Here is a 19,579-nt window from a genome sequence, read left to right on the forward strand (position 1 = left end):
CAACTTGAACACTACTTTGTTGACGGCACCAAAATCGAAGCGAATGCCAATCGGTATACGTTTGTTTGGGGTAAAGCTGTCGTGAAACACAAGGCCAAGCTCCAGGAGAAAGTACAGACACTGTTTGCCACCATTGAAGAAGCCGAGAATCAAGAAGAACAGTCACACGCCAGCCAGGACCTGAGCGAACTTGGCGAAATGTCAGAGATCACAAGTGAAAAATTAGAGACTGCCGTCCAACAATTGGAAGAAAGACTACAAGCAACACCAAGTGCCATTCTGGGTTACGGACATAGGAAAAATCATATCTTTATTTCCCTTTGCATTACCTATTCTCCAACCTTATATGTGACTCTATAATATTATATTATACAAAATTCTATGAAAACCTACATTTTCCTGCCTGTCTAGCTTAATGACACCTCCTTTATCTCGACTGATTTGTTTAGTCTCTAGAATTATCTGATATCTTAAAAATTTGGCTCACAAGAACATGTATCCTTACAACAAAAAACTGTGATTTACGCAGTTTCTAATGCAAAACAAGCTAACTCACAGGTAGCAGCACTGTCCTGAATTAGCTTGTTTTATTAATCTCTTCAATTACATCTCAGCTCTGTTAGGTATAGATGAACGCAATATCCGGGCAGTAGTAGGCGCTGCTTACTCCTTTTACGTGGTGTGATCCTCGTGCTCAACCCTTAAAACAGCATTCTAAGGCTGAATAACCAGATACGGCGTTGGGTAGCCTACAGCTTCCCTGCTGAAAAAACGGACATACTTGTTTTGGTTGCTCGTATTTTCAAGCACAATGGTGATTACTTTATCACCGGAAAGAGCTGAATTGACCATTGACGTTACATCTAATTCAAAAGAGGCTTCCGTACTATTCACATTCACTGTACTTGCCGCAGTCGCTGCATGTCCTGGGGCATTGTTCCAGGAAATTCCAGTCTCCGTCCAGGTATCGCTTGAAGCTTCATACGCTTTGACTGCTGTAGCCACATTATCTGTAGTATTGCTTCCGTATATTTTCAGCTTGGCATTGAACACTGGGGAGGAGAGTGACGACAATTCGAATTTTAAATAGGTTTTGCGGCTTAAGCAGCTGTTTCCTGATCCTTTAACGATTAATACGGATGAAGAACCATAATTGCTGTCCGCATTACAACCATCCGTATAAGCATCAGCTGCAGGCTGTACAAGAATTTGTTTGTTTAATTTAATTGTAAAGGTACGTCCCTTCGCTCCATTCACGTTCACCGACAGCTTTATGGTCGGACTCATTTGAACAACCGTAATTTGTGAGTCCTTGGATACAATCTGGGCTGCACTTTGGTTCAAATCGATCACAATACTCCCCGCGTTCACCTGCGATGGATCCGCTACGGCCACAGTGAGCTCATTGCCTGCTTCCTGAACAAGCACAGACGCCATATTGCTGCTCGTAACATAAGGTTGACCGCCCGCATACACCGTCGTCGAGACATTGCTCCAGAAATTCGCGCCTGTAATATTCAATTGCTTCTCTTTAACGGCGTGCACCTCAGCTGTATTAGCCAGTATATCCACATCGGAATTCGCTGCATAACTGCTTGTCTGAGCACTGGTTTTATTCGGCAGCAGTACATAAGCATAATTGCTATTCGTAGGGTTGCTGCCATGGTCGAACCATAACGTCATGAAATTACGTGTATAATTCGTAGCATTATAATAGTTGTCCTTGCTGTTAATGCTCGACCATGAACCGGTTCTTGCTTCGCGAAGCCCCTTCACTGCAGCGCCGCCCGGAAAATAGTAGCCCACATCGCTGCCGCTTACGTTGCCCTGCAAGTGGATCGTATTTACCCCGGTCATGGACTCTGTCCAGCCCAGTGCGGGCGATTTGGCCGTGCCGTTCACGGTCAGTGCATTGATACCCGCCGTCGTCAGCTTACGGTTATCGACAATCGTCTCGATTGTACGATTGTCCGTGCTGGTAATGCCTGCGCCTAAGGCCACGATCTCATCGTCGAACATGAACCATGATTTTTTGGCCGTCAGCGTAGTGCCATAATCGGCGAGTTCCATGCCCGACACGCCGTATTGGCCAGCGATATTGGTCCCGCCTACCATGTTTTTGGTGCTAAATTGGGTTTCACCGTTGCTTGCCGTCCGTGACCGTGTATCCACAGTCGTACCTGGAAGGCGGTATGAATTGACGGTCGCCCAATACTGATCGGAGTATTGGTCAGCATCGCTGTTGTACAAATAAGTCATTCCCTGGGAAGTATACCAGCCTTTTTTATTCTCGCTATTAATACTTTCATAATTGTAAGATCTGTTTGAATACATACTCAACCCGAAGCCAAAGCCTGGTCGCAAATGGACCGCCCGGTCCATCCGAGCGTACGTGAAATGCTTAACCAGCTCTCCGCGTGGTGTGATTGCACTATCGTTCATGATACTTTTGACGGCAACAACTGTTTCGATGGGAACGTCTTCATAGAACAAATCGATACTGTTCGTATCGGAGGCTAACCACTGTTTGACCATACGCTTGTACGCGAGCGCATCGGTAGCCGGTGCTGTGTATGCGAGCCTGACAATGCCCATCATCGCAAGATGACCGGCAGCATAGGTTTGACGGTTATATCGTGACATCTCGCGCCCACGCACCATATCCATGAAAGCGCCATTATAAATAAGCGGCTCAAACGCTTCGTATACTTGCTTGTACAGGTTTTGTGCGGTTGTCGATGAAACCATCCAGGTCGAGCCATTCACCATATACAGATGATTGGCAATATAGACAAGCAAGGAAAGACCATAGCCTCCGTTGTACGGATGCCCGCTATGCTGGATAAACGAACCATCCGTGTAAAAGCCGGTGCCGCTGGTTACATAGGCAAAGACGCTCGGGCTGGCGGACAAAGCCGTGGTGCCGCTCGTGATTTTGGCGCTGCTCTTCACAATGATGCCGCGAAGGGCGACGACGTGCGCTTTCCACACTCGATTCGCACCTGTCGACGTAGTCCCGTTCGTCAATAGCGGATTCGAGCTAAATTGCTCAATCGCATTCATGTAATTGGTGATCTGCGTGCTCGTCAACTGATCATAGAGCAGAACCGTTAAATTGTTCAGCTGCTGGGGAGCTCCAATTTCCCAGTCAAACCAGTTATTGTATTTCGTTTTGGTTTCGTTGTAGCGATTTGTATACATCCAGTCAAGCGCTGCGACAAGATCATTTCTCAGAATCACATTGCCCTGCAGGGTGGAGCCGACCGTTGAATAAGCGAGTGCCATAGCAGCAAGCCGTGAATAGCTGAGCGAAATGTTGCTTGAATCTGTTGTACTGTTCAAATCAGCCCACAGCGTTGTTCTTCCTACCGTTTTATCCATGCTATCCCAGATCGTCTGGGCATTGTTCGTGATTATAGTAATCTTGGCGGCGATATCGGGATCACTTGTATTGATGCTTGAGCCTCCAGTTAGCATATCGAACCAGCGAAGCCGGAGCGTATCGTATTCATCGCTTGCGTGTGCTGTACCATTACCTACTATAAACAAAGATGAGAGCAGTAAGCTAAACACTAATATAGCGCTTACAAAAATATTTTTCATGCGATCTCTCCTTTAATATGAAGTTTTCGATAAAAGCCATCCCCGTTGCAAATTTTGCGAGTTTGCATTTGCGTGTTACAGCCTCCCTCCCCAACATTATTCTCATAGCCTGCTTCGGCACCACCCCCTTTCCACACACAAGCCTTTAAATGTTGAGAGTGCGCTTCTGCAGCTCCGTTCGCAGCACCTGCGCCATAATATCGTAACCTCGCACATGGGGATGGACGCCATCATCAGACAACCCTTCTCTCAGGAGCGTCCCATCCCCGTCCACCATATGCGAATGGTAATCCAAGAATATAATCGCAAGCTCATCAGCCATCTGAAGGAGCTTGCGATTTGCAAGGCGTACACCTTCGTTCCGCAGCTCATCATGCTTGTATACCGGCCGATTCGTCGGCAAGAGTGAAGCGAGCACAGGAATAATCCCGCTCTCCTGAGCCTTCAAAACCATGGTGCGAATATCCTTGGCTATAACAGCAGCTATGGCCTCTGCCCGCACTTTGTCCGTTTCGTTTGTGCTCCACGTATCCAACGCTTTAAAATTGTTGATGCCCACTTGGATGATCACATAACACGGCTGAAGCTGTACAACATCCCCTTCAAACCTTTGCCGCACAAAGGTGGAGATGTCGCCACTGATTCCCCTGTTCACAATAAAGCTGCCATTACGGCCGAAATAGCTTTGTACTTCCCAGTAATGCGTGATGGAATCACCAATAAATACATAATCGATGGGGGTTTTATGTGTAATTAAAATCTCATTCTCAAAATCAAACTGTCTTCTGCGTACACCCGATGCGGCGATTTCACCAAAAACCTCCGGCTTGATCACATGAACTCTGGATGTGGATAAATGACTATCGGCAGAATAACTGAAACCATTTGCTCATCTCCTGTTCTTTAATATGTTAATGGAAAAAAAGAAGGCCAAGCTTGTTATTGCTTGGCGTCTGGATGCTGTGGTCTGGCACTGGGCAACTTGATTGGAAACAAACATGCCTCATCGCTGCTAAGCCATGAATAGGACTTAACAGGTGCCAGTAGTACTCGTGCTCCTTATTGCTACTAAGCGTCAGGATGCAGGTTCAGCGCCAACCTCCGGAAATCCCGTACCCGATGGAAGGTTGCATGATCGGCGTCATGCCGGTTCGGCGCATTCAGACATGTGCGCGAAATAATCGCAAGGTCGTCGCCATCAATAACCGGCTTCGCGTACATAAACGATTGGTTCACTCTGCCTCCCCGAGCTATACAACCGGCTTGGAACCAGTTCAAGCCGTCCAGGCCGTAGAACAGCATCAGGAAGCGCCGGTCGTCACCGCCAGGTATTTGAGCATAGACCTGATCCCTCAGTTCATCGGATTCCTTCCAATCCAACTGCTTCTGGCTATCAACTGCGAGATTTGCCGTCGCCCAGAACATTTGGGACACTTCATCCCAGATGACACAAAATTTCAATTGACCACCTGGCATGTAGGAATACTGGGTAAATGTGGTTGCAAGCTGACTGCCATCATCCGTCACATCAAGGACCGCGCACACATTGGCCGTGCTTTGGCCACGCAGCTTAACCGTCACCAGTACGCGTAATTGCCCATTAACGTCGATCATGTTCGGCTCCAGATAATGACTGGAGCTTTCCATGAACCGGGCGTTCTCCAGTACCTCCGCATGTCCAGGAAAAGCGGCCGGATTGGACATGCGCCATGAAGCCGGATCCATGAGGTCACGTGTCAAATCCCCTGCCACAACACGAGGAGCACGTTGTGCGCCAAGAGGAATATCAAAGGGTGAATTGTAAGGCACCCCGCCGATATCGAGATCGTCTACTGACCAGTAAAGGGTGCTATCACGGATTACCATGCCGGTATGGCAGTTCCAGAAATGTCCCTCGAACAACGCAACCGGCTCCGACCAGGTCTTGCCTCCATCCTTGCTTCGCAGCAGCAGGATGTCATCATTCCGGTATTCCTTGCCGCCTTTGTTCGTAAACATGTAAAGGGCTCCGTTATACACCCAAGGGCACGCGGAATAATAGGGCAGCTCGGAGAGCTTGTTCCAGGTCTTGCCGCCATCATCGCTGCTTAATATATGCGTCCAGCTATGCTCCACCCGACGCTCCTTGCTCCATACGAAACGAGGGACGACAGGCACCGCCGCAACCAGCACGCCATGATCCAGACGCACCAGGCCGCAGCCCTCTACATAGTTTTCACGATCAGGATTATGAAAGACGACCGTGTAGTCCTGAGCAAGCGGTTCCGCTGATTGGATTTGAGTATTCATCCCTTGGTTCCCTCCAGTTAGCTGATTTCTCATTGTTAATTCCGAATTGCTGATTCGCATCCAAATTTCCGTATTTTACTATTAAAACACTCTCTCCATCCAAGGATTCAAGCTTTATTTTTTGGCATTTTTCTTATTATTGTCATAGGTTTTCTGATAGATTGACAACAACTGCTCAATACCTAGTGATTTGATCCTCTCAGCAAACGCATCATAATTGGCAAGCGGCTCCGACCCCAGAATAAACTTAGCTTCCATTTGCTTCACATAAGTCAGAACGTCGTTGGAGGTTAGATTGATCGTTTTCAAATCCTCTTCAGCGAAGAATACATCTGGATAGGTAACAAGTCCGTATTTGTCAAACAGCATGTAAAGTCCATCCAAGAATTGCTTTTTCGCACCCTCAGCAGGCGCAGTAATCTTAATTTCCTTGTCCGTTTGATAATAGTAAGGAAATGGTGCACCTACTGGCGCAATTTCAGCATTGATATAACCCCATAGATTGCCTTTGAACGCTTCAGGAAGCGGGTCCGGCTGCAGAACACCGTCTTTAATCTCCGGCTTCGGATGGCGAAGCATGAATGCGAAGTCTTCCTCGTAGCCTTTATCGAATATTTTCATCGTCAGCTCTTGATGCTTGTTGTTTTTGGTCATGGCAAAGGCGATACCGTTGCTCTTATCCGTAACAGGCCACATTTGTTGGCTATTAATAGCACTGGTTAATGGCGGCAGAGCGACGTACTGCTTTTGCTGCTCAAGGTCAGTAATCATCGTGTACATAGCCGAATAGCCGAAAACGCCATATTTCAAAGCGTTACCTTTAGCTTTGTGCTGAGCATCATTCTGTGTGAAATATTCAGGATCAAGTAATCCCTCTTTGTGAAGCTTATTCATATAAGCCAAATATTCTTTATAACGGGGATCCGTCATCACAAACTTAACCTTGTCATTATCTACGAAAAAGAAGTTAAGCAAATTCGTCATATCGTTGACAACGGGAAAGCCAAGCGCAGTAAGCGGGATCGTCCCTACATTGAACATTCCGCTGCCTGGTAATCCCGAGAGTGGGATCGCATTCTTTTCTGTTTTGAAAGCCAGCAGCACCTTAGTGAAATCATCCAGGGTCTTGGGCATTTCGAGCTTCAAATCCTTCAGCCATTGCTCATTAATGAACATACGGGAGCGCACTTGATTATGGCGTCCATTATCTACAAAAGGCAGTGTGTAAATTTTGCCATCAGGAGCCGTTTGAGAGGAGAGCATCTTCGGATATTGCTGGTTCACACGCTTAACATTGGGATTGAATTTCTCGATCAAGTCATTAAGCGGTACAAGCTGCCCGGATTGGCTGAATCGAAGCACATCCTGCTTGGTCAACAGGCTTCCGATAATAACATCCGGCAGCTCATTGGCGGAGAATGCCAGATTTACCTTCTCCTTGGCTACCTCTCGTTCCACAGGCATAAATTGGAACTTCACATTAAATTGCTTTTCTAATTCTGTGAAAACCAACATTTTATCAAAAGGACCGCTTACAGTATCCTTGGCGATCATGACTTTTAATTCAACAGGCTTCGAAGACTTTGGATCTTGGGTGGCTTGTGATACTGGGCCGGTGCTTGAGCTTGTGGAGCATGCACCAAATGCAAGTGCAGAAACAAGCACTATACTAACAGGAACTACGGTTTGTTTTTTCAATTTAATGTCCCCTCCAGATCGATTCGTAAGTTTAACAGTTCTTTTGACGACTTTTGAAACTCCAGCTATACGACCAATTCTCCCTCGCATACCCCCTCTCTTGTGATAAGGATTAGCTTTTGATAGCCCCAACCATAATGCCTTTTACAAAGAACCGCTGCAGAAAAGGATAGATGATCAGCAAAGGGCCCGCCGCGACGATAACAAGACCATATTTCATCACTTCAGCGAGTCTCGCTCTGCGGTTGAAATCAGTAAGCGCTTCCACAGAGTCTGCAAATACACCACCGCTTGTTTGTTGAAGCAGTACCGTTCGCAGTACAAGCTGCAGGGGATACTTTTTGTCGTCACTTAGATAGATCAGCGCACTGAAAAATTGGTTCCAATGTGCCACTCCATAGAATAGCCCCATAACGGCTATGATTGGATAAGAAAGCGGTAAGGCGATGCTTATAAACATCCGGAAATCGGAGGCTCCATCAGTCTTGGCCGATTCATACAGCTCATTAGGGATCGTGGTTGTGAAATAAGAGCGGCAAATGATCATGTTATACATGCTTGCAGCACCCGGCAAAATCAGTGCCCACATCGTATCCCGCAGCCCGAGAAAGGATACCAATATATAGGTAGGAATCAAGCCGCCGCTGAAAAACATCGTTAAGGCAAACAGGAATGCCACCACATTGCGCCCTACCAGTTCAGTCCGGGACAAAGCGTAAGCTCCAGTCATGGTTACCGCCAGATTAATGGCCGTACCGACTAGCGTATAGATGATCGTATTCGTATAACCCCGCCACAGCGGGTCATAAGCTAAGATCTCCTTATATCCATCCCAATTAAACCCTTTGGGGAGAAAGGCTACCTGGCCGCTGTTCACCATATCGGGTTCACTGAAGGATGCACTAAGTACAAACAACAGCGGATAGATGATACAGAGGGTAAGCCCGGCAAGGAAAATAAAATTGATGATGTTAAAAATTTTGTCTTCTGCTGCTTCTCTCATTGATGATCCTCCCTTACCATAAGCTCGTTCGACTGATTCGTTTGGCTGCAAGATTTAATAATACTAATAAGATAAAGTTCACGACTGAATTAAACAACCCTACCGCTGCCGTGAAGCTGAATTCCCCGTTCAATATTCCTGTTTTGTACATATAGGTTTGAATAACCTCAGATACCCCGAGATTCACCTGATTTTGCATCAGCAAAATACGCTCGAAGCCTACATTCAGTACATGCCCGCAATTAAGGAGCAGCAGGATGATGCATGTTGGCAGGATAGCAGGAATATTGATGAACTGAATCCGCTGCACCCGGGTCGCTCCATCAATCGTGGCAGCCTCATGCAGCTCGGGATTAACACCTGCCAATGCCGCCAAATATATAATCGCGTTCCATCCGGTATGCTGCCATAGAATGGAGACCAAATAAGTCGGTAGAAAATTGTCCGGGTTCATTAGAAAATGAATACGTTCAAAACCCAGCCCAGCTAAAATGTTATTAACCGCTCCCGATGTTGGGGACAAGAACAGGTTAATCATCCCTACTACGACAACGACAGAAATAAAATGGGGTGCATAAGTAACCGTCTGGACGATTTTTTTGAAGCCGGTATGCTTGACCTCATTAATCATCAATGCAAGTACAATGGGCAATGGAAACGAAATCAGCAGCTCGGTGATCGAAATTCTTAATGTATTAATGAGTACCTCTTGAAAGGTTGGCTTGGATAAAAATATCCGAAAGTTTTCGAGACCTACCCACCTGCCTCCGAATAGCCCTTCTCCAATGCGGTAGTCCTGAAAAGCTATTATGACTCCGTACATGGGAACATAATGAAATATCAGAAAATAGAGCGTGGCAGGAAGCAGCAGTAAGTATAATTGTGGATGCTGTCGAAGCGCTCTCCCGAAGGATGGCTTGCGGCGAATGCTCGTGCCTGGATCGGATCTTTTAATCGTTTGTACGGATTGTGCGTTCAAGGCTTCTCCTCCAAATAGTTCGTTTGTATGTTTCTTTGATTATGCTTCCTGCATCTGATGCACTCGAGTCTCTTGCATCTGAACGGTTTCAGCTGATCTGCTTCGATCATAGACCGTGCCAAGGCTGACCGTAAAGTTGTAAGTTTTAATATGGTAGCCAAAACCAGCTCATCTAATGGTTGTGAGAACGAGTATGGGTTGTGAAAACGAATTTTATGGCTGAACCACCTTATACAGCGGTTGGAAGCATGCAGCTTCTGGAAAAATGTAGGTTGTAAAAACGAAGCTTGGTTGTATATTCCGTATATCTCTGCTTTTCTGGAACAAGCGATTGCTCACCTATAAGCGGATTGGTACAATTAATGGAGTGCAGGTATACTCTTTCCATACCAGATACAGAAGCGAGGTTGCACGATGAAGCGAATGCCCGTACTGATTTCCAAAAACGTCCTGCTTAAATTCATTATCTCATTTATGGCTGTTTTTTTACTGCCTTTATTTGTTCTTGGTATTGTCATCTATCAGGATTCCTATGTCAAAGTGAAGCAAACACTTGAGCAATCCGCCTCCAGCTACCTGGAGCAGCTTCGCAGCTACACCGAATCCCGATTGAAGGATATCAATTATACGACAGAGCGCATTCGATTTGACTACGCTTTGCAGCACTACACGATTCTCGAAGGTCCAGAAGCACAGCTCAGAGCAATTGAACGGCTAAATTTATACAAAAGCGATAATTCCACGACGCAGGAGCTGCTGCTCTATCTACATGGCCAAAAGGACCAGGATCTTGTATTCACATCCCGGGGCATCATTCAGCTGTCAGCTTTGGCTTCCTCTGCCTTCCGCTTTTCTACGGAACAGCAGCAGCAATTTATTCGTATAATGCGAGATACGAAATCCGCATACATTCTTCCCGCTGAGTCCGTATTTACCAGCGAGGGCACACAAACCGAGCTCCTGATGTTCCTCTTTCCGATTCCTGAAAATGTGGATAATCCCAGAGCATCCCTGCTGTTCTTTATTCCAAAATCGGGTTTTGAAGCCATGATTCAAGGATGGCTCCGACAAACAAATGGAGTAGGCGGCATTATGGACCAAGGGGGCAGGCTTCTTGCAGGCTTCGGGGAGAATCAACTTACCGCTGAGGAGTTGCTTGCCATTAAGAAGCTTCCGCAGGGCCCTGCCATCACTCCCATCCGTCTGCATGGCGAGAGCTTCACGTTCATTCAGACACGTTCTGACCGGAACAACTGGATATATTGGGCACTGCTTCCGGAGCCCGTGTTCTATAAGCCTCTTGAGAACAAACTATTCGGGCTGCTGGCTATTGGAATTGGCATCAGCACATTCGGTGTTTTATTGATTATAGCGCTCTCTTTTATGCATTACCGGCCTGTCAGCCAATTTTTGCAAGCCATTCGCCTTCATTTTCCGGAAACGAAGCTGTCCCGCCCCTTAACCGAATGGAAGGAAATCAAGGAAAACCTGCAAGCACTGGAAACTCGCAAAGCTGTCACGCGACATCAAATTATTGAGAATCTCCTATACGGCCGTGAGACTTACCAGCTCAAGAGGCATTATCTGGCTTCCGGGCTTATACTTGACTTTCCTTGGACAGCGGTTGTGCTCTTTCGAATCGAGCGAACGCAAACTGCCTTAACCAGCTTAGAGATCCAGGATATTTTAAACCAGCTGGAGCTTAATCTGCTCTCACCTGATCTTCATTGTTATATCGCTGGCTTGGAGCGATTAACGGATTGTGCCCTTCTGCTCAACGGCAAAGAGCCTGATCCTAAATTGCTTCTGACCAAGCTGGAGCTTATACAAGTGTCATTGTCCAGCCTCGATTTAAAGGGAATATTCGGCGTTGGAACGTGGCAACCGATTGAAGAAGGCATCCACCGGTCTTTTGTCGAGGCTTCGGCAGCGCTGGACTATGTCAGCGGTAACAAAGAGGAAAATTCGTACGCCGTCTTCTCGGAGATGAAGTCATTGAGTGTTCTTGATATGGACTGGTTCCCGGTCAAAGAGCAGCTCCGATACCTGCAAAGCTTAAAACAGGGCGATACCGTCGAGGCCATAGCCTGTCTGCATCAGATTATGTCAACCGTACGGGAGCGCGCCGCTTCCTTCCTGCTGTCCAAATACGTCTGCCTTCATTTAATTACAGAAATCGTCAAAACAATTCAGCAGGAAAAGCTGGATTACCAGCCTGAGGATGTCCATCATCTTGTACAATTTACGAACGTGGATTCATTGGAGACGAATCTTGTGAAGCTGACGGAAACAATATGCAGCGAGGCGGTATTGCGCAAATCCCGCCAATACTCGGCGCTGGCTATTCAGATCGTTGATTATATCTATGAAGGTTATGCACGTCCTGAGCTCAGTCTGGATTTGATTGCCGACCATTTCCTGATTTCACCTTCCCATGTCAGCAAGCTTGTCAAAGGTCAAACCGACAAGAATTTCGCCAGTTATCTGTCATACCTGCGTATTGACGAGGCCAAAAGGCTGCTGGTGGAGACGAATTATGCCATTAATGATATTGTTATAAAAATCGGATACATCGATCCGAAAAATTTCATGCGGAAATTCAAAAATGAGACAGGCATGACGTTGGGGGATTATCGTAAGCTCCATAAGCATACGAAGGATAAGGATACCCATGAATAAACTGTAAATGCCTCAAGGAGAGTTGAATCCCCAAGGTGTTCGCATTTCGGTACAAGATTTGTAGATTATTCTTGTTGTTAAATTGTATTTGCTACGAAAGTTTCAATCTGTCTATAATCTAACCTATAAAAGATGACATCCTGAAGGGGGTCTACTGTGAGGATGAACAGATTATATGGGTGGCACAATTTGCGAGCACGTTTCAGATCAATCCCGTTACGATCGTGAAAGTCATCGCATTGCTGGTAAACGAGAACATTCTATACAAAGAAAAGAGGGCTCGACATGTACGTCGCTGCAGGTGCGAAGAAAGTAATCACGAGCAAAAGAAGGGCTCGGTTCTATGACGAGTTTCTGGGTCTGGCCGGTGTGCTCCGAGCGCTCAACGGCGGAATTGACCTGGCGTCAATCCCGTCCTCTGCTTAAACTCGCTGTAGTAATGATCCGCGTCTTTACAGCCGACCTGCTGCATAATTTCTTTCACCGTCAACGTTGATTCAAGCAGCAGCTTCCGGCTTTCCTTGAAGCGGAGCTCCTGGACGTACCGCTTGAACGACATGCCGTAGTGGAGCGGAAAAATGCGCGACAAATGGCGGGTGCTCATATGCAGCTTCGCTGCAACATCGGCAAGCGTGATCTCGCCAAGCGGAATCGCAAGCAGCGTTGCGTCGATTCGTCCCTTCACCAAGTTGGGGTCGTCAGCCTGCGGCCATACTGCATGCTGCTCCTGCCCTTGCCGGGTCGCGACGCTCAAGGCGGCGAGCAGCTCCAGCATGCCCGCGGCCAATTTCGTCTGGTAAACCGGACTTTTCGCTTGCAGCAGCTCCTTCAACGCCTCGGTTTGCAGGCGCAGCCTGCCCTGCGTATCCTCGATTTTGATCCACGGTGGCCTGTCGTTTCCCGCCTCCCGCTTGTTCAGTAGCCAGTCGATCATGTCTCGAACCTCATCGTCGGGAACCGCCTTCTGTATATGCCTCAACCACGCGGCGCGAATGATAACGTCTCTAACCGACAAGGAGCCGTTTTCCGCATCGACCCCCGTCGGGCGGAATACGTGCGTCGTGTCGAGCGGAATGAGATAGATGTCGCCCTCCTGAACGGGGATGGAGACGCCGTTGATAAACTGCGCCCCTTTTCCCCCGAGGACGAAGATCATTTCCGGGAAGTCGTGCGAATGCTCGAGCAGCCAATGATGCTCGTGCACGTCCATCACCGTAACAAACTCCTCCTGCGGCAGCACCTCGGCCTCGGAATAATGCTTGAACGATCTTTGCGCTGCCATCGTACTCACCTCCGTCATGTCTTGTTTACCGGTATTATGTCTATTTAACCTGTATTGTAGATGTGCAAGACCATTATACAATAAAGGCAGATTATAAAATATCCCCACCAAGTGGGGCTTCGAACCTGGAGAGTGTTTACGATGAACAAATTCGATGTAGCCGCCTACATATGGCCTGCCTACACCGGCGACGAGCCGCGCACAAAACTATTTTGGCCGGAAGGAATCGGGGAATGGCAGTCCGTCAAGCAGGCGACGAGGAAATATCCGGAGCATACGTGGCCGCGCAAGCCCGTATGGGGATATGTCAACGAAGCGGACTCTTATGTGATGGAGATGCAGATTAATGCGGCGGCCGACCATGGAGTCAACGTGTTCATCTACGACTGGTATTGGTACGACAGCCGCCCGTTTCTGGAGCAATGTCTGAACGACGGCTACTTGAAAGCGCGGAACAACGATCGGGTTAAATTTTATCTCATGTGGGCTAACCACGACGCCAAAAACGTATGGGACAAGCGCATTTCGCACGAAGAAAGCACCGTCATCTGGAACGGCGCGGTCGACCGCCAGGAGTTCGAACGGCTTGCCGTCCGGCTGATCGACAAATATTTCAAGCACCCCTCTTACTACACGATCGACAATAAGCCGGTGTTCATGTTCTACGACATCGCCAATTTGTTGAAAGGCTTGGGCGGAGCGGCCGGCGTCCGCGACGCGCTTGATTGGTTTCGCGCTCGCGTAGTCGCCGAAGGCTTGCCCGGCCTTCATCTGCAGGTCACGATGTGGAACGAACGGACGTTCGACGCCAGCGGCGTAGACGCGGACCGGACGACCGCATGCGTGGAAATCGTCAGCGAGCTCGGCTTCGACAGCATGTCGCATTACCAGTACGTTCATTTCGCCGACATCGATCGCGACTACGACGCCATTATGGAAGACGTGCTCAAGGAATGGGCGCGCATCGACCAAACGTATGCGATTCCGTATTTCCCTCACGTATCGATCGGCTGGGACAACAATCCTCGCTTCCAAGGTTTTCGCCCGGGTATCGTGAAAAACAATACGCCCGACCGCATCGAATATGCGCTGCGCAAAGCGCGCGAATACGTGGAGGCGCATCCGCAGCAAGCGCCGCTTATTACGATCAACAGCTGGAACGAATGGACGGAAACGAGCTACCTGCAGCCGGACAATCTGTACGGATACGGCTACCTGCAAGCGGTGAAGAACGTATTTCGCGCCGGCGAATAAGCGTAAGGGAACGTGAGCGAATTCATGTATGGCTATGACCCCATCAAGGCAGCTTGGACGATCTGACCGAACAACAGCTTGTCGATCGCCGGAAAAATAAGCTTCGTTCCACCCAGCTTCTCGCGTGGCTTCCTGAGCGGTGGCAGCGCACAGCTTGCCGGGCAGCCGAATGGCTTCATCCCCGCCGCTTGATAAATGACAAGACACCTCTTGGTCCGCCAGACAGCGGACCAAGAGGTGTCTTTATAGGTAAAATATCTTCATCAAGTGGGGCTTTGTATCGAAGCATACTCAGGTCCACGAAGCTTCCCGTTTCCGCCATTTCGCTTGAAGTCGGTTGCCTGCTAAATTCTGACAATACATAGATCGTCTGCGGAACAGCTCCGGTTGTCCGTCATCTAATATATATAAATTACAACAAGAAAATTGATCGACATTTCACCGACAGACTGCGGAGTGAAAGTGCTGATCAAACGCAACAGCTTGTTCTGGCGACATGCCTTCCTTCTCGGTCTGCTCCCTTCTTCATTTGCGCAGCATTTAAAAACCGGATTCACGATAAAGTCTACCTTTTGCAGCAATCTCTACAGTATCGTTGCGGCTTGGGCACGGGTTGCAAACTGCTGCTGCTCGAAACGCCCGGCGTCCATACCGGCGATAATTCCCGCCTCCACCGATCCGACGACTGCAGACTGCACCCGGGAAGAGATCGATTCGCGATCAGCGAACGCGGCAAGCGACTCGCTGTTCCCTGGCAAATTTAGTCTACCGGAAACAAGAGCAAACGATCTAGCGATCATAACCGCCATCTGCTCACGTGTAATCCGCGCCGTCGGCCCAAATTCTGTGGTGCAACTGGTCGTTGAGGTCAGTCTAAAACTCGGCTCGAGGCACCATTGACTGCCGACCTCCCTTCACCAGCCGTAAGCTAATTATATCGCAAACGTCCATTTTCATCATCTGATGGTGCCGCGTTAGCGGCATGGGCGTCTAAAACTTAAATATTTGGCCATCATGAACCCCGAACTTTAATAGCCGGTACTTCACGCTGTAGCGAACACGAGGTTCTACATAATAGCTAGAATGTAGGACCTTTTTTGTCGTTTGACAAATTTCCAATAAAGTAGAAGTTGTCCCAAAAGTAACTATTGTTGATCGTCCATATGCAGCGTAAGAACAGCGCTGTGCTGTAATAAATAAACGACCCCCTTAAAAATAAAAAAAGTGAATATTCACAAAAGTAAACATTCACTAACGATCTTTATCTTCCTTGATTATGTATTAGCATTTTCCTACTCCCTGACCTTGATATTGATATTGAGGTAAAACGACTACATTCTCTATCAACATAAAGGAATTGCAATCCCCAATCAAGTCGTAACAAATAATCCCTATTGAGGTACCAATGACTTTATTCCCCTCACAGGCTACTGCACGTAATAGTTAGGATCATTAGATATTACTTAAATCTGTTTTTTCATAACTGTTATATTAGACTCTTTACCAATAAAATCAATGAACAATTCAAAAAAACCTGTTACATCATCAATTTTTGCTTTTCTAACCTTCATATCATTCATTAGGAACACCTCCTGTCAGAAGTTTTAGTAACAATTGTACCACAATATGGGTTGAGGGCTGAACAAAATCGTTACTTCAAAAACAAAAACCAGCTAATGTTTGTCAAGCAGCTCTGTCTTGGTACCTAAAAGAATTTTTGTTATAATGTTTATGGAAATGACAAATAAACCTCCATTGGCGTGGAAGTTTATGGAATTTATTGGCTATGTGTGATAGGGCTCGCCTCGGGTGAGGATGGCATAGACGTGATGGAGAAGCTTGTTGGCGCAAGCGATCACGGCCACCTCGTAGGGCTTGCCCTCTTTCTTTTTCTTATCATAATAGGCCTTGATCCGTTCATTCTTGCGTAAACCACACTGCACCGCTAGATATAACGCCCGCCTTAAACGTTTGGAACCTCGTTTAATGATCTTACTACTTGAAGCCGTAAACTTTCCTGAACTGAAAACACTTGGGTCGAGTCCTGCGTAAGCGACAAGCTGTTTGGCATGTCCAAACTGAGTAGCTTCTCCGATCTCGGCAACCAGTGCGGCAGCCAATTTATCTCCTACACCGGGGATCGTTTTAAGAAGGGCCACTTCTGGGATTACGGTGACCGTTTCCTTTGCTGCAAGCTCCTCTGCTATCGTTTCCCGTTAGGTCAATACCAATCCCATTCCGAGTGATGGTGATTATTAGGCCCCGTTAGAGCCTCGCGAACGTGATGTAATCGACTTGGACGGGCTCTGCCGATTCGATCCGAAGTACCCGGTTGATCTGTCCCCGGTGATATTGCCCATGTAAGAGGACCTGCGACAGGATGTCCCGGACGGACGTTCGGAACGAAACCCCGCTCTGGTTCGCATAGTCGACCATCTCGTCCAACTCGGATTCCTCGAGTTTTTCGATATAGACGCGATATTGCTCGGCGTTCTCTTCGAACATCGTCCGGATCGCCGTCAGGTCATCCGCTTCCTCCCACAACGAATATTGCGCGCTGCCCTTGCCCTGCAATCGGGACAACCAGACTTGTTCCGCGACCGCGACGTGCCGAACCAGCTTCAGAAGGTCCTTGTTCTTCGTCTCACTCTCCTCGAGCGCGTCCAAGATGCGTCCGTCCGCCCAGTACAGGTGGTCCATCATGCGCTTGATCGTCTTCATTTAGGTTTCCTCCTCTTCGTCTCATCGATTATTTGAACCTACGTCTCCCGTTAGTTTGAAAATGGAAGCCGCTCATAACTTCCGGCTTCCGTAATTTCACTTGATTATAGTAAGCCCGAAGGCGTATCTCCTGGATTTCACTCTCTAGCGTAGCGGTCAGACGATCACGCTGTAGTGAAGATGAACAACGCCGCATTGGAAGCGGCGCTCACCGAGCAGCTCTAGCCTCATACGGAGGTTGTCTGGCAATGCTCGCTTCCCTCCATTAAGAAGCAGATGACACTCGTCGATCAGTCCCGCGCTCATCGCCTGCCCAGCAAGCTCGGGGCCGTTAATCGTAATGTCGGCAACTGAAGACTCCTTCAGCCTTCGGATCGCATCAGGATCGAATTCGCGCTCGATCCTAGTCCTGGCGCTTGAAACCGCCTCAAGCGTCCGGGAATACACGATTTTCTCAGCCGCTCGCCAGATCTGCGCGAAATCCCGTATTACCTCCGGTTGATCGCCGCCGGTGCTCGCCGTCTCCCAGTACACCATCGACTCATATATTCGACGCCCATATAGGTAGGTGCCAATCGCCCGCTCGAAGTCAGTCCAGAACGCATACATCTCGTTATCGGAGATCGTCCAATCGATATTGCCTTGCTCGTCCTCAATGTAACCGTCCAAAGATACGTTAGTAGCGTAGATTAGTTTAGCCATTTCAATAACGCCCTCCAAATTATTAGTTTCCAACGAGAACAAGTCCTGCCCCTCTGAATTTGAACAAAGAAACATCCACTTTTATATTAACACATATTGGAAGTGTTCTGCCCGTTCGTATTATGAGGTCACCAGATCTTTCTGGTAGACCTCATTTTTGTGTGGTCGTAAGATAACGGTAGCCGGGGATCGAACGTTTCTGCCCGTGGGAGTTGGATCCCGAGAGCTATACAGTTCATCCCCCCTGCTTGTTATACCATGATTAGGCTGGTTGGGACGATGATCCCGAATCACATGCGATAATGTGGACAACAAGAAGGTCAGGGGTTACCGGTAAAAATATATGGGGAGTGATTGTGTGAATCCTGTCATTGGTTTGGATGTATCCAAGGGGGAAAGTCATGCACAAGCTTTTGCAGACAGAGGAACGCCTTATGGAAAGATTTTTCGTTTTAATCATGATCTTGATGGACTTGCGTCTTTTCTTCGTTATGCCCAAGATTTAGAATCTTTTACGTGGAAGCGTGCAACCGTCGTATTAGAAGCAACGGGTCATTATCATAGTCCAGTTGTTCAATTCTTGGATGAGCATCAGTTTATGCATATCGTCATAAATCCGTTACTTTCACACCAAGCGAAAAAGGCTAATTTACGCAAGGTAAAAACGGATACCGCTGATGCATACCAGTTGGGAGAAATATTCTACAAAGAAGAGCTGGAGCCTTACAAAAAACGTGGTCAATATCTGATGAATTTGCGTTACCTGACAAGGCAACACGAGTCTCTAACGAATATGTACGTTCAAGCAAAGTTACAATTCCAAGCAGTGCTGGATCAGGTTTTTCCGGAGTATCATGGGGTGTTTGGTGACCTTTATGCAAAGGTTTCCCTTCGTTTCCTAGCTCTATATCCAACGTCTCAAGCGGTGCTAGCGATGTCCGAGGAAGACGTCATGACTCATATTCAAAATCTTGCGGGATATGTGAATCCCAACTGTAGGACCCTGGAAAAGGCGCAAAAGCTAATGGCTGCAGCAGAACGTAATCCCTTCAAGGAGACAGCTTTTCCAAGTCATATAATCTCACTGGAACTGCTTATCAATTTACTTCTTCAATACCAAGATCATCTATCGAAGCTTGATCAGTCAATAGAGGATTTGGCTCAAGAATTATTGGAGTATGATTTAATTCAATCGATCCCCGGCATTGGTACTAAACTTGCGGCAACAATTTTAGCCGAAATTGGGGAAATCGATCGGTTCGATCATGCAAAGAAACTGATCGCATTTGCAGGTATTGATCCTAGCGTTTTTTCTTCCGGAAAGTTTACTGCTACTCGAAATCCAATTACTAAACGCGGTTCTAGAAAG

14 protein-coding genes and 2 pseudogenes are annotated in these 19,579 nt (G+C 47.5%); 4 read left to right on the top strand and 12 right to left on the bottom strand.

The annotated features are described in order from the left end of the window. Positions 1–270 (top strand): annotated as a pseudogene (locus BK127_RS39465) (IS1182 family transposase); the annotation flags it as partial. Positions 271–714: 444 nt separating this feature from the next. Here the strand turns inward: BK127_RS39465 and BK127_RS39470 are convergent. From BK127_RS39470 to BK127_RS39495, 6 genes are all read right to left on the bottom strand, one after another. Next, positions 715–3,603, bottom strand: a complete 2,889-nt coding sequence (locus tag BK127_RS39470) for a polysaccharide lyase family 8 super-sandwich domain-containing protein (protein ID WP_076238151.1) — start codon at positions 3,601–3,603, stop codon at positions 715–717. A gap of 145 nt (positions 3,604–3,748) precedes the next feature. Then, entirely contained in the window at positions 3,749–4,438 is a 690-nt protein-coding gene (locus tag BK127_RS39475) for a GDSL-type esterase/lipase family protein (protein ID WP_076238152.1), read from the bottom strand. Between the two features lie 233 nt (positions 4,439–4,671). Continuing rightward, complete coding sequence (locus BK127_RS39480) at positions 4,672–5,892, bottom strand: sialidase family protein (protein ID WP_076238153.1); 1,221 nt, start codon at positions 5,890–5,892, stop codon at positions 4,672–4,674. Between the two features lie 114 nt (positions 5,893–6,006). Further along, the gene (locus BK127_RS39485; RefSeq protein ID WP_076238154.1) at positions 6,007–7,590 is read right to left on the bottom strand and encodes an extracellular solute-binding protein; all 1,584 of its coding nucleotides are present in this window, start codon (positions 7,588–7,590) and stop codon (positions 6,007–6,009) included. 112 nt (positions 7,591–7,702) lie between these two features. Beyond that, positions 7,703–8,593 (bottom strand): carbohydrate ABC transporter permease, encoded by an 891-nt coding sequence (locus tag BK127_RS39490; protein ID WP_076238155.1) that lies wholly within the window; start codon positions 8,591–8,593, stop codon positions 7,703–7,705. A gap of 13 nt (positions 8,594–8,606) precedes the next feature. Continuing rightward, on the bottom strand, positions 8,607–9,572 hold the full coding sequence (locus BK127_RS39495) for an ABC transporter permease (protein WP_144026703.1): 966 nt from the start codon (positions 9,570–9,572) through the stop codon (positions 8,607–8,609). 414 nt (positions 9,573–9,986) lie between these two features. Between BK127_RS39495 and BK127_RS39500 the strand changes: the two genes are divergently transcribed. Beyond that, complete coding sequence (locus BK127_RS39500; RefSeq protein WP_076238156.1) at positions 9,987–12,251, top strand: helix-turn-helix domain-containing protein; 2,265 nt, start codon at positions 9,987–9,989, stop codon at positions 12,249–12,251. Between the two features lie 382 nt (positions 12,252–12,633). On the opposite strand, the gene BK127_RS39510 is transcribed toward BK127_RS39500, so the two are convergent. Then, positions 12,634–13,533, bottom strand: coding sequence for an AraC family transcriptional regulator (locus BK127_RS39510; RefSeq protein WP_076238157.1), 900 nt, complete (start codon positions 13,531–13,533; stop codon positions 12,634–12,636). A gap of 141 nt (positions 13,534–13,674) precedes the next feature. Between BK127_RS39510 and BK127_RS39515 the strand changes: the two genes are divergently transcribed. Continuing rightward, complete coding sequence (locus BK127_RS39515; protein WP_076238158.1) at positions 13,675–14,787, top strand: glycosyltransferase WbsX family protein; 1,113 nt, start codon at positions 13,675–13,677, stop codon at positions 14,785–14,787. A 32-nt stretch (positions 14,788–14,819) separates the two neighbouring features. Here the strand turns inward: BK127_RS39515 and BK127_RS44290 are convergent, their stop codons facing one another. The 5 genes and pseudogenes from BK127_RS44290 to BK127_RS39535 all read right to left on the bottom strand — a co-directional run bounded on the left by BK127_RS44290 (position 14,820) and on the right by BK127_RS39535 (position 18,210). After that, positions 14,820–14,966, bottom strand: a complete 147-nt coding sequence (locus BK127_RS44290; RefSeq protein ID WP_179097783.1) for a hypothetical protein — start codon at positions 14,964–14,966, stop codon at positions 14,820–14,822. A gap of 405 nt (positions 14,967–15,371) precedes the next feature. After that, complete coding sequence (locus BK127_RS39520; protein WP_076238159.1) at positions 15,372–15,587, bottom strand: S-layer homology domain-containing protein; 216 nt, start codon at positions 15,585–15,587, stop codon at positions 15,372–15,374. A gap of 984 nt (positions 15,588–16,571) precedes the next feature. Then, positions 16,572–16,931, bottom strand: a pseudogene (locus tag BK127_RS39525) (transposase); the annotation flags it as partial. Positions 16,932–17,052: 121 nt separating this feature from the next. Further along, positions 17,053–17,508 (bottom strand): DinB family protein, encoded by a 456-nt coding sequence (locus BK127_RS39530; protein ID WP_076238161.1) that lies wholly within the window; start codon positions 17,506–17,508, stop codon positions 17,053–17,055. A 156-nt stretch (positions 17,509–17,664) separates the two neighbouring features. Next, on the bottom strand, positions 17,665–18,210 hold the full coding sequence (locus BK127_RS39535) for a dihydrofolate reductase family protein (protein WP_076238162.1): 546 nt from the start codon (positions 18,208–18,210) through the stop codon (positions 17,665–17,667). A 358-nt stretch (positions 18,211–18,568) separates the two neighbouring features. On the opposite strand from BK127_RS39535, the gene BK127_RS39540 reads away from it, so the two are divergent. Further along, on the top strand, positions 18,569–19,579 hold a 1,011-nt coding region (locus tag BK127_RS39540), incomplete at its 3' end, for an IS110 family RNA-guided transposase (RefSeq protein WP_076238163.1).

The sequence above is a fragment of the Paenibacillus sp. FSL H7-0331 genome, assembly GCF_001956045.1.